Source organism: Monashia sp. NPDC004114, assembly GCF_053603855.1.
Genome location: NZ_JBSGGK010000009.1, coordinates 46,828 through 62,537 on the forward strand (window position 1 = coordinate 46,828; position 15,710 = coordinate 62,537).

Sequence of the window (15,710 nt, forward strand, 5' to 3'; positions counted from 1 at the left end):
AACGGTCCTCCTCAGCCGGTGATCGGGCAAGCCCTGTCGCAGGCTGTCGACTTGGCTCTGCCTCGACGAGCCGCCCTCGATCAGGGCCTGCTTGTGCTGCTCAGACGTCATGGCAGATCTGGCCACCTGCGGCACCAGCCGGAACAGGATGGCCATCGGCCAGGCCCGCCTTCTGTAACGCCTGTGCCCTGAAGCGGAAGAACTCGGCCTGGTCGACATAAGGGCGAATTCCCTTGCGCCACTTACAGTTTGCCGTCTGACAGGCCCGCCCCAACCCCAGCGGGCCACAGTTGGCCGCTGGGCGACTTTCAGGCCTTGCCGGGCACCGCCATCCCCGGCAAGTTCAGGGCGCTCGTAACTGAGATCACATAAGAGTCCCATAGAAGCCTGATAGAACCCTGATAGAGTTGGGTTAGCCACACGAGACGCGAGAGGGCGTTCGCCCGCTGCGCGAACACGGCAACTCACCAACCAAGGAACACGGAATGAACAACACCCTCAAGTCCACCCTGGCTGCGGTGGTCGTCGCCGCCGCCCTCGTCACCACAGCTGCCGCGTGCGGCTCTGTCGACGGAGCCGGCACCGCTGCTGACCGGGCGGTTGCGGCCGAGCAGTCGCAGCAGGCGCAGAAGGGCGCCAGCAAGCCCACCACCGAGACCAAGAGCTCATCCGCCCAGAAGAAGAAGGCCGAGCCCACGATGACCACGGCGCAGAAGAACGCCGTCGGGGCTGCCCGTGACTACCTCGACTTCAAGGCGTTCTCCAAGAAGGGCCTGATCAAGCAGCTGTCATCGGAGTACGGTGACGGTTTCTCCAAGGCCGACGCCACCTTCGCGGTCAACTACATCGCGGTGGACTGGAACCAGCAGGCCGTCAAGGCCGCCAAGGACTACCTCGAGTTCAAGTCGTTCTCCCGCAAGGGGCTTATCCAGCAGTTGGAGTCTGACTTTGGGGATGGCTTCACCCACGCGCAGGCCGTCTACGGCGTGAGCAAGAACGGCCTCTGAAGCCGCCATCCGGGCGTAGACCTGCGCGACGCAGTCGAGTGGCCACGGTGGTGCGGCCTGACCGACCGATCCGCGTGCGCGTCTCCGGCCGCCGATCGTCCGGAACCGGCGCTACGGTCGCCCCATGGCCGAACACAGCAACGAGGATCTCAGGGGATCGCGGTTCGAGCGGGTCGATCTGCGCGACAGCATGTTCCGGTCCACCGACCTGACCGGCTCCACCTTCCGCAACGTCGACTTCCGACATGTGCTCATGCGCGGCGTCGAGCTCGAGGATGTCGACATCACCGGCGAGCTGCTCGATGTGCGAGTCAACGGGGTTGAGATCGGGCCTCTGGTCGAGGCCGAGCTCGACCGACGTGACCCCGAGCGCGTCAAGATGCGCCCCACCGACGCGGACGGCTTCCGTGAGGCGTGGGACGTTGTCGAGCGGCTCTGGACGGGAACCGTCGAGCACGCGAGGCGACTGGACCCGGAGCAGCTCCATGAGTCCGTCGACGGCGAATGGTCGTTCATCGAGACCCTCCGACACCTGTGCTTCGCGACCGACGCATGGGTGCGCCGTTGCATCCTCGGCGACCCGGCTCCGTGGGACCCGCTCGACCTGCCGTGGGACGAGATGCGCGACACTCCGGGCATCCCACGCGACCGGGAGGTTCGCCCGTCCCTTGAGGAGGTGCTGGAGCTGCGTCGCGGTCGGATGGCCACGGTCCGCCAGGTCGTCGACGGGCTCACCGACGAGTCGCTGGCAGCCCACACCGTGCCCGTGGACGGGCCGGGATGGCCACCTGCCCAGAGCTTTCCGGTGCGGGAGTGCCTGCTCATCGTCCTCAACGAGGAGTGGGAGCACCGCCGCTATGCCGAGCGCGACCTCGCCGCTCTCCAAGGTCGCACCACCTGAGGATGCTCGTGTGCCGGGGCGCTCACTCGACGGGGTACGTTTCCTCGGTCGAGTGGGCGCCCTGTCCCATGCGTCACACGCAGCACCGACGCGTGAAAAGCCGACGGCCGGCCTGGTCGCGGGGACCAGGCCGGCCGTCGGAACGGGCCGATGGCTCGTCAGTGCAGGACGGCGGGCGCGGCTACTTCGGCCTCGTCGTCGAGCAGGTGCGACTCCTCGTGCTTGCGCGGCAGGAAGAGCGACGCCACGAACGTGACGGCGCAGAGCACCGCTGCGACGAGGAACGTACTGCCGAAGACGTTGGCCAGCGCCGTGATGGCTGCCAGCATGCCCTTCGGACCGAGCTGCTCGGCAATCGCAGGGTTGGAGTGGGCGGCCACCGCGGCCCCAGCGAGCTGCGACTCCTTGACGTAGTTGGTGAACACGACCGAGATGACCGCAATACCGATGGAGCTCGCGATCTGCTGGGTGATGTTGAGCAACGTCGAGCCTCGGGCCACCTGGTGTGCACGCAGCGTCTTCAGCGCCGAGGTCATGACCGGCATCATCGTGGCACCCATGCCGAGACCCATGATGAACAGCACCGGGATGATGTAGCCCCAGTAGGACGTCGCCGGTCCGACCTGGGTCAGGGCGAACATGCCGCCCGTGATGAGGATGAGGCCGAACGGGGCGATGCGGCCGACCGGGATGCGGTCGGCCAGGGCGCCGGCGATCGGCATCGTGATCATCGCACCAATTCCCTGCGGGACCATGAGGTACGCCGCGTGGAGCGGGTCCTCGCCGCGAACCTGCTGGAGGTATTGGGGGACCAGCAACAGTCCACCGAAGAACGCCGCGGCGAACAGGAACATGACGATCACCGCGACGGTGAGGTTGCGGTTCGTGAACAGCCGCAGGTCGAGCAGCGGATGCTTCGGCTTGAAGCTGTAGATCACGAAGGCCAGCAGCATGGCCAGGCCCACCAGGGTCGGTATGAGGACCTTGGTCGAGAAGAACGTGCCCTCGCCCGGGATCGAGCTGATGCCGTAGAGGAAGAGCGCCAGACCGGGCGACATGAGCAGCATGCCGATGAAGTCGAACGACTCGGAGGGCTCGGGCCGGTCGGACGGCAGGGCCCAGAGTGCGTAGATCACGGCGGCGATGCCAATGGGCACGTTGATGAGGAAGATCCAGTGCCACGAGTAGTTGTTGATGAGCCAGCCGCCGAGGATCGGGCCGAAGATCGGGCCGAGCAGCATCGGGATGCCGAGCACCGCCATGAGCCGGCCCATCCGGGCGGGACCGGCCGCGCGCGTCATGATCGTCATGCCGAGCGGCATGAGCATCCCACCGCCGAGGCCCTGGAGCACCCGGTAGCCGATGAGCATCTGGATCGAGCCGGCGGTGGCGCACAGAGCCGAGCCGGCCGTGAACAGGACGACCGCCATGATGTAGAGCCGCTTGGTGCCGAAGCGGTCGGCGGCCCACCCGGTGAGCGGGATGACCGTCGCCAGGGCCAGCGTGTAGGCGGTGACCGTCCAGGCGACGGTCGAGTAGTCGAGAGGGTGCGACGGGTCGCTCGCGAACACGGTCTGGAACCGCGTCAGTGCGATGTTGACGACCGTGATGTCGAGGATCGACATGATCGCGCCGAGCACGACCACGCCCGCGACCTTGAGGACGGCACCGTCGATCTTCTCGGGATACTGGGTATTTATCGGTGGAGCAGATGTGGACACGGGTTGACTCCCCTGATCAACGGAAGGTGGAACGGCGTCGTTGCCGTGGCTGCGGTTTGACCCGCGCAAGACAACATTCTGCCTCGCACCCCCGACAACGGTGCAAACGACTTGTCAGCCCTGCTTCTTCGGCTGCTTGCCCTCGACCACCTGCGTCTTGGCCACCTTGTCGTGCAGAGCCTGCCGTTTGTCGTCCCAGAGCGGCCAGAGGTAGTCGATCAGGGTCAGCACGGAGACGAACAGCCCGGCGAGCGGGACGAGCCGGCGCGCCAACGATGTGCCGATGCTGAGCGGGCCGGGCTGGTCCATCCGGCGCACGCTGATCCCGAGCGCCATCTTGCCCGGCGTCTGCGCGACGGTGGTCCAGAAGACGACGCAGTAGGCCGTCACGATCAGCCAGAAGATGATGTTGAACTGGAAGGTCGGGGCGATGATCTCCTGCGAGAGCCGGTTGGCCGCCGCGGTCTCGTTGCCGCTCGACACAGCGTCCACGTAGTTGCTGATCGCCCGGCCCAGGTTCGGCGTTGCGGCCCAGGCGATAGGCAGGCCGATGACGGCCAGGATGACACCGTCGATGAGCCAACCGGCCGCCCGCTTGCCCCAGGAGGCGAGCGGGACGCCGTCCGCCGTGGTCTTGATGTTGTACATCCACTGGGCGTTCTGCGGAGCACCGGGGTACTGCGGCGCCTGCTGGTAGGGCTGGTACTGCTGCTGCGGCTGCTGGTACTGCTGCGGCTGCTGGGTCTGCCAGCCGCTCCCCTGCGGCATCGGGCTGGTCGGCGTCGGCACGCCCTGGGTCGTCCCCGCGTCAGGCGGCACCTGCCCCTGGTAGGGCAGGCCGATGGTGCTCTGCGACGCGGTCGGCGACTTCTTCGGCGCGGTGTGGTTGGTCCACGTGACGCCGTCCCAGTAACGAAGCATGTCGGGGTTGCTGGGGTCGTCGTACCACCCAGAGGGCTGCTGGCTCATACCCCAACTCTGCCACGCCCGGCGGGCGCGTCCGCACCCGCCGGGACGATCGAATCAGGATCGTTGTGCCGCATCGCCACCTGGCGCGGGGAACCGCCCCCGCAACCGCTCGGTACCCGCGCTGGCCTGCACGTCAGAGGTTGCCGCGCTTGTCCTGCTCGCGCTCGATCGACTCGAACAGCGCCTTGAAGTTGCCCTTGCCGAAGCCGAGCGAGCCGTGCCGCTCGATGATCTCGAAGAAGACCGTCGGGCGGTCGCCGAGCGGCTTGGTGAAGATCTGGAGCAGGTAGCCGTCCTCGTCGCGGTCGACGAGGATCTTGCGCTTCTTGAGCTCTTCGATGGGAGCGCGGACCTCGCCGATCCGGGCACGCAGCTCCGGGTCGTCGTAGTACGTGTCAGGGGTGTCGAGGAACTCGACGCCCTCGGCGCGCAGCCGGTCGACCGTGTCGAGGATGTCGTTCGTGGCCAGCGCCAGGTGCTGGGCGCCCGGGCCGCGGTAGAACTCGAGGTACTCGTCGATCTGGCTCTTCTTCTTGGCGACCGCCGGCTCGTTGAGGGGGAACTTGACCCGGTGGTTGCCGTTGGCCACGACCTTGCTCATGAGCGCGGAGTAGTCGGTGGCGATGTCGTCTCCGATGAACTCCGCCATGTTCACGAAGCCCATCACCTTGTTGTAGAAGGTGACCCACTCGTCCATCCGGCCGAGCTCGACGTTGCCGACGATGTGGTCGAGGGCCTGGAAGAGGCGCTTCGGGGAGCCTTCGCGCTTGACGAAGGTGGACTGGGAGGGCATGTACCCGGGGAGGTACGGGCCGGCATACACCTGGCCGTCGACGCCGCGCTGGACCAGGGTGTGGCGGGTCTCGCCGTAGGTCGCGATCGAGGCGATCCGGACGGTGCCGTGCTCGTCGGTGTGGTTCTCCGGCTCGACGAGCACCGTGGCGCCGGCCTTCTTGGCCTGGGCGATGCAGCGGTCCACGTCCGGGACCTCGAGGGAGATGTCCACCACGCCGTCGCCGTGCGCGGCGTGGTGTGCGACCAGCGGGCTCTCGGGGTCGACCGCACCCTTGACGACGAACCGGATGGAACCGCTCTTGAGGACGAAGGCCTTGTGGTCGCGGTTGCCGTTCTCCGGGCCGGAGTAGGCGACGAGCTCCATCCCCCACGCGCTCTGGTAGTAGTGCGCGGTCTGGGTCGCGTTGCCGACGACGAAGACGATGGCGTCCCAGCCCGTGACCGGGAAGACGTCCTTCTCCTCGTCGTACTCGACGAGTCCGACGAGCTGCTTGAGCTGCTCGAGGTCGAGGTTGGCCTCGCGCTCCTGGTCGGTCAGCTCGATGTGGGCGGCCTGAGACGGCATCGTGTCAGTCATGCCCCGAGCGTGCCGGGAGCCTCCGGTGGTGGTCAACAGAAGCCGATGTGGCTGGGCACCATGCACAAAGTGTTGCCCGTATGCCGTCTCGTGCTGGACACTTTGCCCATGTCGTCCCAGCCCTCCCGCGTCACCGTCGATGCGCTGGACTGCCGCATCCTGCTGCTGCTCCTGCGCGAGCCGGGCGTCGGGGTGCTCGGCGCCTCACGCCGCCTCGGCGTGGCCAGGGGCACGGTGCAGGCGCGCCTCGACCGGCTCCAACAACGCGGCGTGCTGCGCTCCATGGCGCCGGACGTCGACCCGGCGGCGCTCGGCTATCCGGTGACGGCGTTCTGCACCCTCGAGATCCGCCAGGGCCGGGGCGGCCACTCCCCTGTCGTCGAGCACCTGGCTGCGATCCCCGAGGTCCTCGAGGCGCACACGATCACCGGGTCGGGCGACGTGCTGATCCGCATCGTCGGCCGCGACAACGCTGATCTCCAGCGGGTCATCGACCAGGTCGTCGACGACGAGCACGTCACTCGCGCGTCGACGGTGATCTCGCTCGCGACCCGCCTGGACCATCGCACCATTCCACTCGTGGAGCACCTGCTTGACACGACAGACTGAGCCCCGTCCGGACCACCGAACACCAGGAGAGCCCGTGCCCCTCAACGCCTACGAGCCGGCCCCCGAGATCCGTGTCACCCATCCCGAGTGGAGCCGGAGCGCGACGATCTACCAGATCAACCAGCGGCAGTTCACGCCGGAGGGCACGTTCCGCGCAGCGGAGGCACACCTGCCCCGGCTGCGGGACCTGGGCGTCGACATCGTGTGGATCATGCCGGTCAACCCGATCGGCGAGGTCAACCGAAAGGGCCCGCTCGGCAGCCCGTATGCCGTCAAGGACTACCTCGCGGTGAACCCCGAGTTCGGCACGCTCGAGGACCTTCGCCACTTCGTGGCGACCGCGCACGACCTGGGCCTGCACGTCATCCTCGACTGGGTCGCCAACCACACCGCGTGGGACAACCACCTGGTCACCGAGCACCCTGAGTGGTACGCCCGCGACTGGAAGGGCGACTTCCGGCCCACCCCGTGGTGGGACTGGGAGGACATCATCGACCTCGACTTCTCCCAGCCCGGGCTTCGGGAGTACATGACCGAGGCGATGAAGTACTGGGTCCGCGAGGCGGACATCGACGGGTTCCGCTGCGACGTGGCCGGGTTCGTCCCGGTCGACTTCTGGGACAACGTCCGTCGCGAGCTGGACGAGATCAAGCCCGTCTTCATGCTCGGCGAGTGGGAGGCCCGCGACCTTCACGTCGGCGCCTTCGACATGACCTACGCGTGGAGCTGGAACGAGACGATGCACCGCATCGCCAAGGGCGTCACCGACGTCGAGGCTCTCAAGGTGTACTACGCCTGGAACGACCGCTTCTACCAGCGCGACGCCTACCGCATGCTCTTCGTGAGCAACCACGACAAGAACGCCTGGGAGGGCACGGAGTACGAGCAGTTCGGCGACGCGCTCGAGCCGGCCATCGTGCTGTCCGTCGTCAGCGAGGGTATGCCGCTGATCTACAACGGCCAGGAGGCGGGCTCGGACAAGCGGCTCGCCTTCTTCGACAAGGACGAGATCGAGTGGCGGCAGGACCCGCAGGGCGAGCTCTACCGCCGCCTGTTCGCCCTGAAGAAGGCGCACCGCGCGCTGTGGAACGGCTCCTGGGGCGGGCGCATGGTCCGCGTGCCCAACACTGACGAGAAGTCGGTGCTCAGCTTCGTGCGCGCGGCCGATGGTGACCGGGTCTTCGCGGCTTTCAACCTCAGTGCGGCGCCGCAGACCGTCACGCTGGGCGACGGCCCGCAGGTGGGCGCATGGGTCGACGCGTTCGACGGCACACAGGTCCGTCTGGGCCGGGACGACCAGATGACTCTCCCGGCGTGGGGCTACCGCGTCCTCGTCGGCGCCTGACCCGCGGCCCCACCACGTCGAGTGGCCCCGCATTCACATCCGACCGCGTGACAACGCGGCCACTCGATGTCGAGTGGCCCCGCATTCACACCCGACCGCGTGACAACGCGGCCACTCGATGTCGAGTGGCCCCGCATTCACACACCCGACCGCGTGACAACGCGGCCACTCGATGTCGAGTGGCCCCGCATTCACATCCGACTGCGTGACAACGCGGCCACTCGACGTTGGTGGGTGTATGAAAACGACCACTCGACCGGGGAGCTCCCCAGTCGAGTGGTCGTTCTGATTCGGCCCGAGCCCTAGGACCTCAGGGGGTGATCGTCACCGGGGCACCGTTGCTGACGAGCTTCCAGTCAATGCTCGCGAACTTCGCCGGGTCGATGACCTTGTTGGCCGTCGTCCAGTCGATGAGCATCTGCCGGATCTCGATCTGGCGGTTGTAGACCACCGGCGCCGCCGTCACGTGCGGGAAGCCGCCACCGCCGGACTGGCGGTAGTTGTTGATCGCGATGACGAACTGCGCGTCCGGCGCGACGGTGCTACCGGCATACGACAGGTTGAGGATGCGCGAGCCGACCGGCTTGGCGATGTCGATGTCGTACGTGAGGTCGGCGTCGAGCCCGCCCATGATGTCGTAGTTGTAGTCCGGGGTGCCGTTGTTGTTCGTGACGGCGGATGCCGCGAACGGGCCGGGGCCGCTGACCTGCTTGAAGTAGCTGGCGCTCTTCTCGAGGTAGTCCTTGATCTGTGCGCCGGTGAGCACGATGCCCAGCAGCGTGTTGTCGTAGATGTAGAGCCCGGCGACGTCGCGGATGGTCACGTCGCCCTTCGGGATGGCGGCAAGGGCGTTGAACGGCGCCGCGATCGACAGCACCGGCAGGCTCGCCTGCGGGGTGCCCGCGAGCGCGGCCTTGACGGCGTCAGCCTGCACGTAGTTGATGAAGTCCATCGCAGCGGTGTCCTCGTAGCGGGACGTTGCCGCGGACATCGCCTCGGCGCAGGTGCCGACCACGCCGTTGACATAGCCGAGCACCTTCTGGTGCGCGGCCGCGACGGCGTTGGCCACCGCGGGGTCCTCGGGGACGGCGTTGGAGTTCCACAGCTTGGCCGCGGTGTCCACGACCTGCCACTGTCCGCGGACCTTCTGCAGGCTCAGCGTCATCTCGGCCACGCGCATGCCCCAGTAGAGCGGCTCGACCAGCAGCACCTTCTTGCCGGTCTCCTTGTTCGTGGCCCAGTCGAGGACCTCGACGTGGGAGTGGCCCACGAGGATCGCGTCGATGCCGGGAACCTCCTCGGCAAGCATCTTGCTGGCGTTCTCGACGTAGGGCAGGGCGTCGCCCCAGGAGGACTGGCCGTTCGTGCCCGAGTGCGCAGAGACGATGACGACATCCGCGCCGGCCGCCTTGAGGCGAGGCACGAAAACCTTTGCCTGCTCGACGATGCCCGGGAATCGAAGCCTGCCATCGACGTTCGCCTTGTCCCAGATCGCGACGCCCGGCGTGACGAGGCCGAGGATGCCGACCTTGATCGGCTTGCGGTCCTCGAGCTTGACCGTCTTGATGACCCACGGCTTGAACGCCGGCGCACCGGACGTCCAGTCGACGGTGTTCGCCGACAGGAGCGGGAAGTTCAGCTGGCTCTCGAAGGCGCGCAGCGTCTCGATGCCGTAGTTGAACTCGTGGTTGCCCAGGGCGGCGGCGTCATAGCCGACCTGGTTCATCGCGGCAGCCATCGGGTGGGTGGAACCGCCCGTGATCGGGTCGATCTTGGCGTAGTAGTAGGCGAGCGGCGTGCCCTGGATCGTGTCACCTGCGTCGAGCGTGATGCACGAGCCGGCACCGAGGTCGGCGCGCCGCATCTTGATGATCGATGACGCCTTGGCGATGCCGATGTCGTTGCTCTTGCTGTCGTTGTACTCGGCGTTCTTGAAGTAGTCCCAGTTGTAGACGTTGCCGTGCAGGTCCGTGGTGCCGAGCACCGTGAGCGTGACGATCTCACCGTCGGTGCCGGGGCCGAGCCCAGCCGCCCCGGCCGGCGACGCGGCGGCGACCGTGGCGAGGCCGGCGCTACCGACAGCGGCCATCGCCAGGAGCTGGCGGCGGGTCGTCGGGGAGGAGATGAACGCTGGGGTCTGGTTGCTGTGCGGGTCGGTGGTCATGTCGTCCTTCGGTACGCGAGGGTGGTCGCGGGCGGTAGATGCAGACGGTTCTCGCCTGCCGTCCCCGAGTGCATGGCAGTGCCCCGCGACCGGGGCAGGCACCAGACCATAGCCCGCCCGACCATGAGTCTGGGGTCGTGGGGGCGACCGATTCGTGAACGGGACCTTCCACGCCGCAGAATCCCCGGTCGATGTACTGCCGCGTCCTATGCGTACCGGCCCTACATCGAAGGACGAGTCTCAGGCGAGCCCTAGCGGCGACCGACCAGCCACAGCCGGATCTTGTCGATCCGCTGGGTCACCTCGTCGGACGAGGCCGCGGCGAGATCGGGCCCACCGCAGGCGCGACGGAGATCGACGTGGATGGTGGCGTGCGGCAGCCCCTTCTGCCGCGCATACGCGGCGACGAGCTTGTTGAGCTCCTTGCGCTGCGCGGCCAGGGCACGGTGGGCCGCGATCGGCTGTGCACCAGCGGCACCGGCGTTCTTCGGGGCCTTGCGCACCTGCTTGGTCTGCCGCTCCTGGAGCAGCGCGGCGACCTGGTCGGGCTCGAGCAGCCCTGGCAGGCCGAGATACTCCTGCTCGTCCTCTGACCCGACCTGGGCGTGCATCCCCCACTGCTGCTTGTCGAACAGCACATGGTCGAAGTGCGCCTCGGACTCCAGCGCCTCGAACGAGCCCTCATCGAGGCCGACGGTGCCTGACTCGCGGTTGGCCTCGTCGATGAGGGACTGCTCCTCGGCCCACATCTCGCCGATGTCGTCGGGGTTGGGCCTGCGGTCGAGCGCGTGGTCGCGCTGCTCCTCGAGGCGGGCGGCATGGTCGAGGACGACCGGGACCGAGGGCAGGAAGACCGACGCGGTCTCGCCGCGGCGACGGGCCCGGACGAAGCGCCCGACTGCCTGGGCGAAGAAGAGGGGCGTCGAGGTCGACGTCGCATAGACGCCGACACAGAGTCGAGGGACGTCGACGCCCTCGGACACCATGCGGACCGCGACCATCCACCGCGACGCGCTTGCCGCGAACTCCTCGATCCGCTGGGAGGCGCCGGCGTCGTCGGAGAGCACCACCGTCGGGCTCTCACCCGTCAGCGCCCGGAGGTGGGCGGCATACGCCCTGGCCTGGGTCTGGTTGGAGGCGATGACGAGGCCGCCCGCGTCCTCGACATGGCGCCGCACCTCGGTGAGCCGGGTGTCGGCGGCCGCGAGCACGGCGGGGATCCACTCCCCCTTGGGGTCGAGCGCGGTGCGCCACGCGTTGGCGACGGTGTCTTTGGTCAACGGCTCCCCGAGCCTGGCCTCGAGCTCGTCACCGGCCTTGGTGCGCCACCGCATGGTGCCGCCGTAGGCCATGAACAGCACCGGCCGGACGACGCCGTCACGCAGCGCCTCGGCATAGCCGTAGGTGTAGTCGCTCGAGCTGACGAGCGTGCCCTCGTCGTCGAGCTCGTAGCGCACGAACGGGATCGGCGAGGTGTCCGACCGGAACGGCGTACCCGTAAGGGAGAGGCGCCGGGTCGCCGGCTCGAACGCTTCCCGTATGCCGTCGCCCCAGGTCTTGCTGTCCCCGCCGTGGTGGATCTCGTCGAGGATCACGAGCGTCGGCCGCGACGTGGTGAGCTCCCGGTGCAGCGACGGACGCGAGGCGACCTGGGCGTAGGTGACGGCCACGCCGTGGTAGTCCTCGCTGTGCCGCCCGACGCTGTTGCTGAACCTCGGGTCCAGGCTGATCCCGACGCGGGCCGCGGCATCGGCCCACTGGGTCTTGAGGTGCTCGGTGGGCGCGACGACGGTGACGCGGTGGACGATGCATGCGCTGAGCAGCTCGGTGGCCACGCGCAGGGCGTACGTCGTCTTGCCGGCGCCAGGCGTCGCGACAGCGAGGAAGTCGCGCGGCGAGGCTGCCAGGTAGCGGTCCAGGGCCTCCTGCTGCCACGCGCGCAGCTTGCTCGCGGTGCCCCAGGCGGCCCGCTCCGGAAAGGCGGGTGGAAGGTGGAAGGCGGCCCCTGAACTCATAGGCCGTCCACGGTAGCCGTTGCGCCCGGACGACATGCCGGGGCCCCGCCTGCTGGCGGGGCCCCGGTCGAGATGGTATGCGGCAGAACCAGTTTCACATGCTTTTGGCGCCTCGCTTCGCTGCGGCGCGTGCCGCGGCGCCCAGTAGGCGTTCCCTTCCTCCGCTCCGCTCGCTCGTTCCTCGCTCGCTGCGCTGCGTCCAGGCAACGCCGGCGCCACGGCATGCTTTTGGCGCCTCGCTTCGCTATGGCTTTGGCGCCGCGCTTCGCTCAGTTGCCGGCGCGGTAGGCCGTCCACTGGGCTTGCATGCGCGAGACCTGTCCCGCGGTGAAGGTGTTCATGCAGCTGTCGTAGGTGTAGTCCATGAAGTTCTTGATCGGGTCGAGGCCAGGGCTGGTGCAGGTGTCGCGGCCGGTCGGGCAGCCGTAGGCCGGGCTTGCCTCGGCAGGCGTGTCGGAGACGTAGTCTCCGTTGCCATGACAGCCACCCTGGAACGTGTGGTACAGGCCGACCCAGTGCCCGACCTCATGAGTTGCCGTGTCGCCCTCGTTGTAGTTGGTTGCGCTTCCGCCAGGCAGTGACGCCGTGAGCACGACGACGCCGTCCATCACGTCGTACGACTTCTTCGGGAAGGTCGCCCACCCCAGCAGTCCCTGCCCGATGTTCGCCGAGTAGAGGTTGAGGTCGGCCATGGTGCCCTTGCGCAGGGCCGTCTTCATCGCACGCTCGGTCGACGAGCCGGGGGTGACGGTGTACCACGACGCGTTGCTCGTCGAGTCGGAGCCGGCGAGGGAGAAGCTGAGGCCCGTGCCGCTGTAGGCGTTGTTGAGCACCGAGATCTGGCTGTTGATCGTGGAGCTGCTCACGGCTCCTTGCGAGCCGTTGGTGATGGTGTGCCAGTAGACCTTCACGGTCGCGGAGACGAAGGCGCCACCGCCCGGGCTGCCCTTGGACCCCATGGTGACGACGTTGCCCGCCGAGTCGCGGGTCAGGCCCTTGGCGGCGAGGGCCTGCGTCAGCGCCGCCTCGTTGGCCCTGACCTGTGCGTCCGTAAGCTCGTTGGGGTCCTTGGCGGTGCCGTGCATGCTCCGGGCGCCGACCGTTTCAGGGTCGAGGCAGGGGGAGGTGCCGAGGCCGTCGGCAACGGGTGAGGCGAGGGCCGGCGCGCCAAGCGTTGCGGCGGCCAGGGCAAGGGGCGCGGCGAGCGCCAATGAGCGGAACTTCATGAGTTGACCTTTCTCGACCGACTGGATCCCCCGGTCGGGGCGTCGTCCTTGGACTGTAGGAACGACGCGGTCAGCGCGAAGGCCACTGCAGGTAAAGGTTGCGTAAGAAAAGGCGCGGGCCTGGCAGATCGCGAGATCGCCGGCCGCACGTACGGGACGTGGTCACGGAAGCAGCTCGTCCTCACGCTTGCGAACCAAGAGGGCGGAGCGCACGTGGACGCATCCTCAACGACAGATATGAGGCGCTGGCAAAGAGGAACGGCATTGGCCGGGTCGGACCTGGTCCCGCTTTTCCGTCCTCTCGATCATCTGGGTGATAACGGCTCTGATGTCAACTCTCGCCCTCGACGGCATCGGCGGCTGAAGTGCCGTCGTGCCCATCCCCCACCACATGGCGATTGACCACCTGTGAGATTCACCACCAATTAGCCGAAACCGCCACCAAGATCGCAGATGGATCCATACGCTCCGCTCGACTGTCCAGAACAGTCCCTCGGGGGGAGGACCGCCCGAGTAGGTCGATATGGGAGAAGCACGCCACATGAAGAAGAGATGGATGGGCCCGCTTGCGGTCATGGCGATGGTGCTGGGGGGCATCCTCTCCGGTGCCGCGCCCGCGCAGGCTGCGACGGGGATGCAGATTACGCGGGTCTACTACAACTCGCCGGGAGCTGACACCGGGTCGAACACGAGCCTCAACGCCGAGTACGTCATGCTGACCAACAAGGCGAGTTGGCGGATGAACTTGAAGTACTACACGCTCAAGGACCGGTCGGGTTACACCTACCGCTTTAGCACGGACTTCATCATCTCGCCCGGGGCCAGCGTTGTCATCCACACGGGCAAGGGGACCAACACCAGCACCCACCGCTACTGGGGTCGCACCTGGTACGTCTGGAACAACACGGGCGACACGGCGTACCTGCGCAACGCCGCAGGCACGCTGGTTGACTCGTGCACCTGGGGAAGTACCGGGAGCTACACCAACTGCTGACACGGGTCGCGTCGAAAGCCCGGCGGTAGGGAGCCGCCGGGCTTTGACGTTGGCGCCGATCATCAGCACGCTGCGGCCACTTTGCCGTCGAACGGTGGCACTCCGCCGTCGTAGTAGCACAACGGAGTAGATCACCGTTGTACGGCCCGCTGCCCGTCTACCGGCTGACCATGGTGCCGCCCATCGCGTGTGTCTCGCTACTTTGTGGGCATGTCCTTACGCATGTACATCGCGTGGGACAGTACGTCACGCATCGACGAAACTCCCACCCAAAAGGGTGGGATATCCCGCACTCGTGGGACGAAGAGCCGGGGGCGTCAGTCGCCGTCCTCTGGCTGCCTCAATCCGTCGTAGATCTCCTTGCAGATCGGGCACACCGGGAACTTCTGGGGGTCGCGGTTGGGCACCCAGATCTTGCCGCACAGGGCCACGACCGGCTCGCCCGTCAGCGCGCTCTCGAGGATCTTTTCCTTGCGCACGTAGTGGGAGAAGCGCTCGTGGTCGCCCGGCTCCTGAAGCTCCTCACGGACCTCCTCGCGCTCGATCGTGGCCGTGCTGGTGCTGCGCAGCGGCTGCGGCTCGTTCTCGAAGGGGTCCGGAGGCATGGTGCTCATGTCGGGAGTGTATGCCGCTCGGCGACGGTTGCGAGGAGCCGCTCCCCCGCGGGGTACGCCCGCACGACCCGGGGCAGCGTGCCAGGCCGGCCACTGAGGAGCACCGCCTCGACCCCGCCAGGGTATGCCGTCTCGTCGGGTTCCAGCCCGATCCTCCGAAGCGTCTGGCGGGCTACAGCGACGGGCGAGTCGAAGATCGTGACCGCATCGCCGACAGCCCGCGCGATGCGGTCCGCGACGAGGCCGTAGTGGGTGCAGCCGAGTGCGAGGGCGCGAGAACCTTCGGGGGTCTGGGCAGCAGCCGCCGCGATGCAGGCGTCAACCTGGTCGAGGTCGCCGGCCTCGATGGCCTCGGCGAGACCGAGAGCAGCGACGGCATACGTCTCGGTGTCGGCGGCGAAGGCGTCGACGAGCCCGCGCAGGTAGGCGCTCGAGGTGGTCGCAGCGGTCGACCAGACGGCGACCGGCCCTCCGGACGCGGCGGCCGGGCGGATGGCGGGCACGGTGCCGATGACCGGCACCTCCGGCTCGAGCTCGGCCCGCAGCGCATCCAGGCCGTGCACCGAGGCGGTGTTGCAGGCGACGACGACGGCGTCCGGCGCGTATTCGAGCGTCGCACGCGCCGAGTCGAGGATGAGGCGCCTGACCTCGTCCGGTGTACGCGGGCCGTAGGGCATGTTGTCCGGGTCAAGCGCGAGGACCAGCCCGAGGTCGGGTCGAAGCGTGTGCAGGGCGTCGGCGTAGCTGAGCAGCCCGATCCCGCTGTCCACGAA

Annotated in this window: 13 protein-coding genes; 5 read left to right on the forward strand and 8 right to left on the reverse strand. The window is 67.6% G+C overall.

Features of this window, described 5'->3' with window-relative positions; translation table 11 throughout:
* Nucleotides 1-485: 485 nt before the first annotated feature.
* Both ACWEOW_RS13155 and ACWEOW_RS13160 read left to right on the forward strand, forming a co-directional pair.
* The gene (locus tag ACWEOW_RS13155; protein ID WP_452269654.1) at nucleotides 486-1,007 is read left to right on the forward strand and encodes an Ltp family lipoprotein; all 522 of its coding nucleotides are present in this window, start codon (nucleotides 486-488) and stop codon (nucleotides 1,005-1,007) included.
* A 124-nt stretch (nucleotides 1,008-1,131) separates the two neighbouring features.
* The gene (locus ACWEOW_RS13160) at nucleotides 1,132-1,908 is read left to right on the forward strand and encodes a DinB family protein (protein WP_452269655.1); all 777 of its coding nucleotides are present in this window, start codon (nucleotides 1,132-1,134) and stop codon (nucleotides 1,906-1,908) included.
* Nucleotides 1,909-2,066: 158 nt separating this feature from the next.
* Here ACWEOW_RS13160 and ACWEOW_RS13165 read toward each other — a convergent pair whose 3' ends face one another.
* The 3 genes from ACWEOW_RS13165 to hppD all read right to left on the reverse strand — a co-directional run bounded on the left by ACWEOW_RS13165 (nucleotide 2,067) and on the right by hppD (nucleotide 5,970).
* Entirely contained in the window at nucleotides 2,067-3,629 is a 1,563-nt protein-coding gene (locus tag ACWEOW_RS13165; protein ID WP_452269656.1) for a DHA2 family efflux MFS transporter permease subunit, read from the reverse strand.
* Between the two features lie 114 nt (nucleotides 3,630-3,743).
* Entirely contained in the window at nucleotides 3,744-4,598 is an 855-nt protein-coding gene (locus tag ACWEOW_RS13170; RefSeq protein ID WP_452269657.1) for an RDD family protein, read from the reverse strand.
* A gap of 133 nt (nucleotides 4,599-4,731) precedes the next feature.
* Complete coding sequence (gene hppD / locus ACWEOW_RS13175; protein ID WP_452269658.1) at nucleotides 4,732-5,970, reverse strand: 4-hydroxyphenylpyruvate dioxygenase; 1,239 nt, start codon at nucleotides 5,968-5,970, stop codon at nucleotides 4,732-4,734.
* Nucleotides 5,971-6,078: 108 nt separating this feature from the next.
* On the opposite strand from hppD, the gene ACWEOW_RS13180 reads away from it, so the two are divergent.
* Both ACWEOW_RS13180 and ACWEOW_RS13185 read left to right on the forward strand, forming a co-directional pair.
* The gene (locus ACWEOW_RS13180) at nucleotides 6,079-6,579 is read left to right on the forward strand and encodes an Lrp/AsnC family transcriptional regulator (RefSeq protein ID WP_452269659.1); all 501 of its coding nucleotides are present in this window, start codon (nucleotides 6,079-6,081) and stop codon (nucleotides 6,577-6,579) included.
* A gap of 34 nt (nucleotides 6,580-6,613) precedes the next feature.
* Nucleotides 6,614-7,924, forward strand: a complete 1,311-nt coding sequence (locus ACWEOW_RS13185; protein WP_452269660.1) for an alpha-amylase family glycosyl hydrolase — start codon at nucleotides 6,614-6,616, stop codon at nucleotides 7,922-7,924.
* Nucleotides 7,925-8,234: 310 nt separating this feature from the next.
* On the opposite strand, the gene ACWEOW_RS13190 is transcribed toward ACWEOW_RS13185, so the two are convergent.
* The 3 genes from ACWEOW_RS13190 to ACWEOW_RS13200 all read right to left on the reverse strand — a co-directional run bounded on the left by ACWEOW_RS13190 (nucleotide 8,235) and on the right by ACWEOW_RS13200 (nucleotide 13,329).
* Complete coding sequence (locus tag ACWEOW_RS13190; protein WP_452269661.1) at nucleotides 8,235-10,088, reverse strand: bifunctional metallophosphatase/5'-nucleotidase; 1,854 nt, start codon at nucleotides 10,086-10,088, stop codon at nucleotides 8,235-8,237.
* Nucleotides 10,089-10,339: 251 nt separating this feature from the next.
* Entirely contained in the window at nucleotides 10,340-12,103 is a 1,764-nt protein-coding gene (locus ACWEOW_RS13195; protein ID WP_452269662.1) for a DEAD/DEAH box helicase, read from the reverse strand.
* Nucleotides 12,104-12,372: 269 nt separating this feature from the next.
* Nucleotides 12,373-13,329 (reverse strand): zinc metalloprotease, encoded by a 957-nt coding sequence (locus tag ACWEOW_RS13200; RefSeq protein ID WP_452269663.1) that lies wholly within the window; start codon nucleotides 13,327-13,329, stop codon nucleotides 12,373-12,375.
* A 541-nt stretch (nucleotides 13,330-13,870) separates the two neighbouring features.
* Between ACWEOW_RS13200 and ACWEOW_RS13205 the strand changes: the two genes are divergently transcribed.
* Entirely contained in the window at nucleotides 13,871-14,323 is a 453-nt protein-coding gene (locus tag ACWEOW_RS13205) for a lamin tail domain-containing protein (RefSeq protein WP_452269664.1), read from the forward strand.
* 317 nt (nucleotides 14,324-14,640) lie between these two features.
* On the opposite strand, the gene ACWEOW_RS13210 is transcribed toward ACWEOW_RS13205, so the two are convergent.
* Nucleotides 14,641-14,937 (reverse strand): DUF3039 domain-containing protein, encoded by a 297-nt coding sequence (locus tag ACWEOW_RS13210; protein ID WP_452269665.1) that lies wholly within the window; start codon nucleotides 14,935-14,937, stop codon nucleotides 14,641-14,643.
* Nucleotides 14,934-15,707 carry a glutamate racemase gene (locus ACWEOW_RS13215; RefSeq protein ID WP_452269666.1) on the reverse strand — a complete coding sequence of 258 codons (774 nt, stop codon included), beginning with the start codon at nucleotides 15,705-15,707 and terminating at the stop codon, nucleotides 14,934-14,936. Before ACWEOW_RS13215 ends, ACWEOW_RS13210 begins: the two co-directional genes overlap by 4 nt.
* Between the last annotated feature and the right edge of the window lie 3 nt (nucleotides 15,708-15,710).

Coding starts and splice junctions, on each gene's coding strand:
- ACWEOW_RS13180 (WP_452269659.1), top strand. CDS start 6,079: ATGTCGTCCCAGCCCTCCCGCGTCACCGTCGATGCGCTGGACTGCCGC.
- ACWEOW_RS13195 (WP_452269662.1), bottom strand. CDS start 12,103: ATGAGTTCAGGGGCCGCCTTCCACCTTCCACCCGCCTTTCCGGAGCGG.
- ACWEOW_RS13190 (WP_452269661.1), bottom strand. CDS start 10,088: ATGACCACCGACCCGCACAGCAACCAGACCCCAGCGTTCATCTCCTCC.
- ACWEOW_RS13210 (WP_452269665.1), bottom strand. CDS start 14,937: ATGAGCACCATGCCTCCGGACCCCTTCGAGAACGAGCCGCAGCCGCTG.
- ACWEOW_RS13160 (WP_452269655.1), top strand. CDS start 1,132: ATGGCCGAACACAGCAACGAGGATCTCAGGGGATCGCGGTTCGAGCGG.
- hppD (WP_452269658.1), bottom strand. CDS start 5,970: ATGACTGACACGATGCCGTCTCAGGCCGCCCACATCGAGCTGACCGAC.
- ACWEOW_RS13200 (WP_452269663.1), bottom strand. CDS start 13,329: ATGAAGTTCCGCTCATTGGCGCTCGCCGCGCCCCTTGCCCTGGCCGCC.
- ACWEOW_RS13170 (WP_452269657.1), bottom strand. CDS start 4,598: ATGAGCCAGCAGCCCTCTGGGTGGTACGACGACCCCAGCAACCCCGAC.
- ACWEOW_RS13155 (WP_452269654.1), top strand. CDS start 486: ATGAACAACACCCTCAAGTCCACCCTGGCTGCGGTGGTCGTCGCCGCC.
- ACWEOW_RS13205 (WP_452269664.1), top strand. CDS start 13,871: ATGAAGAAGAGATGGATGGGCCCGCTTGCGGTCATGGCGATGGTGCTG.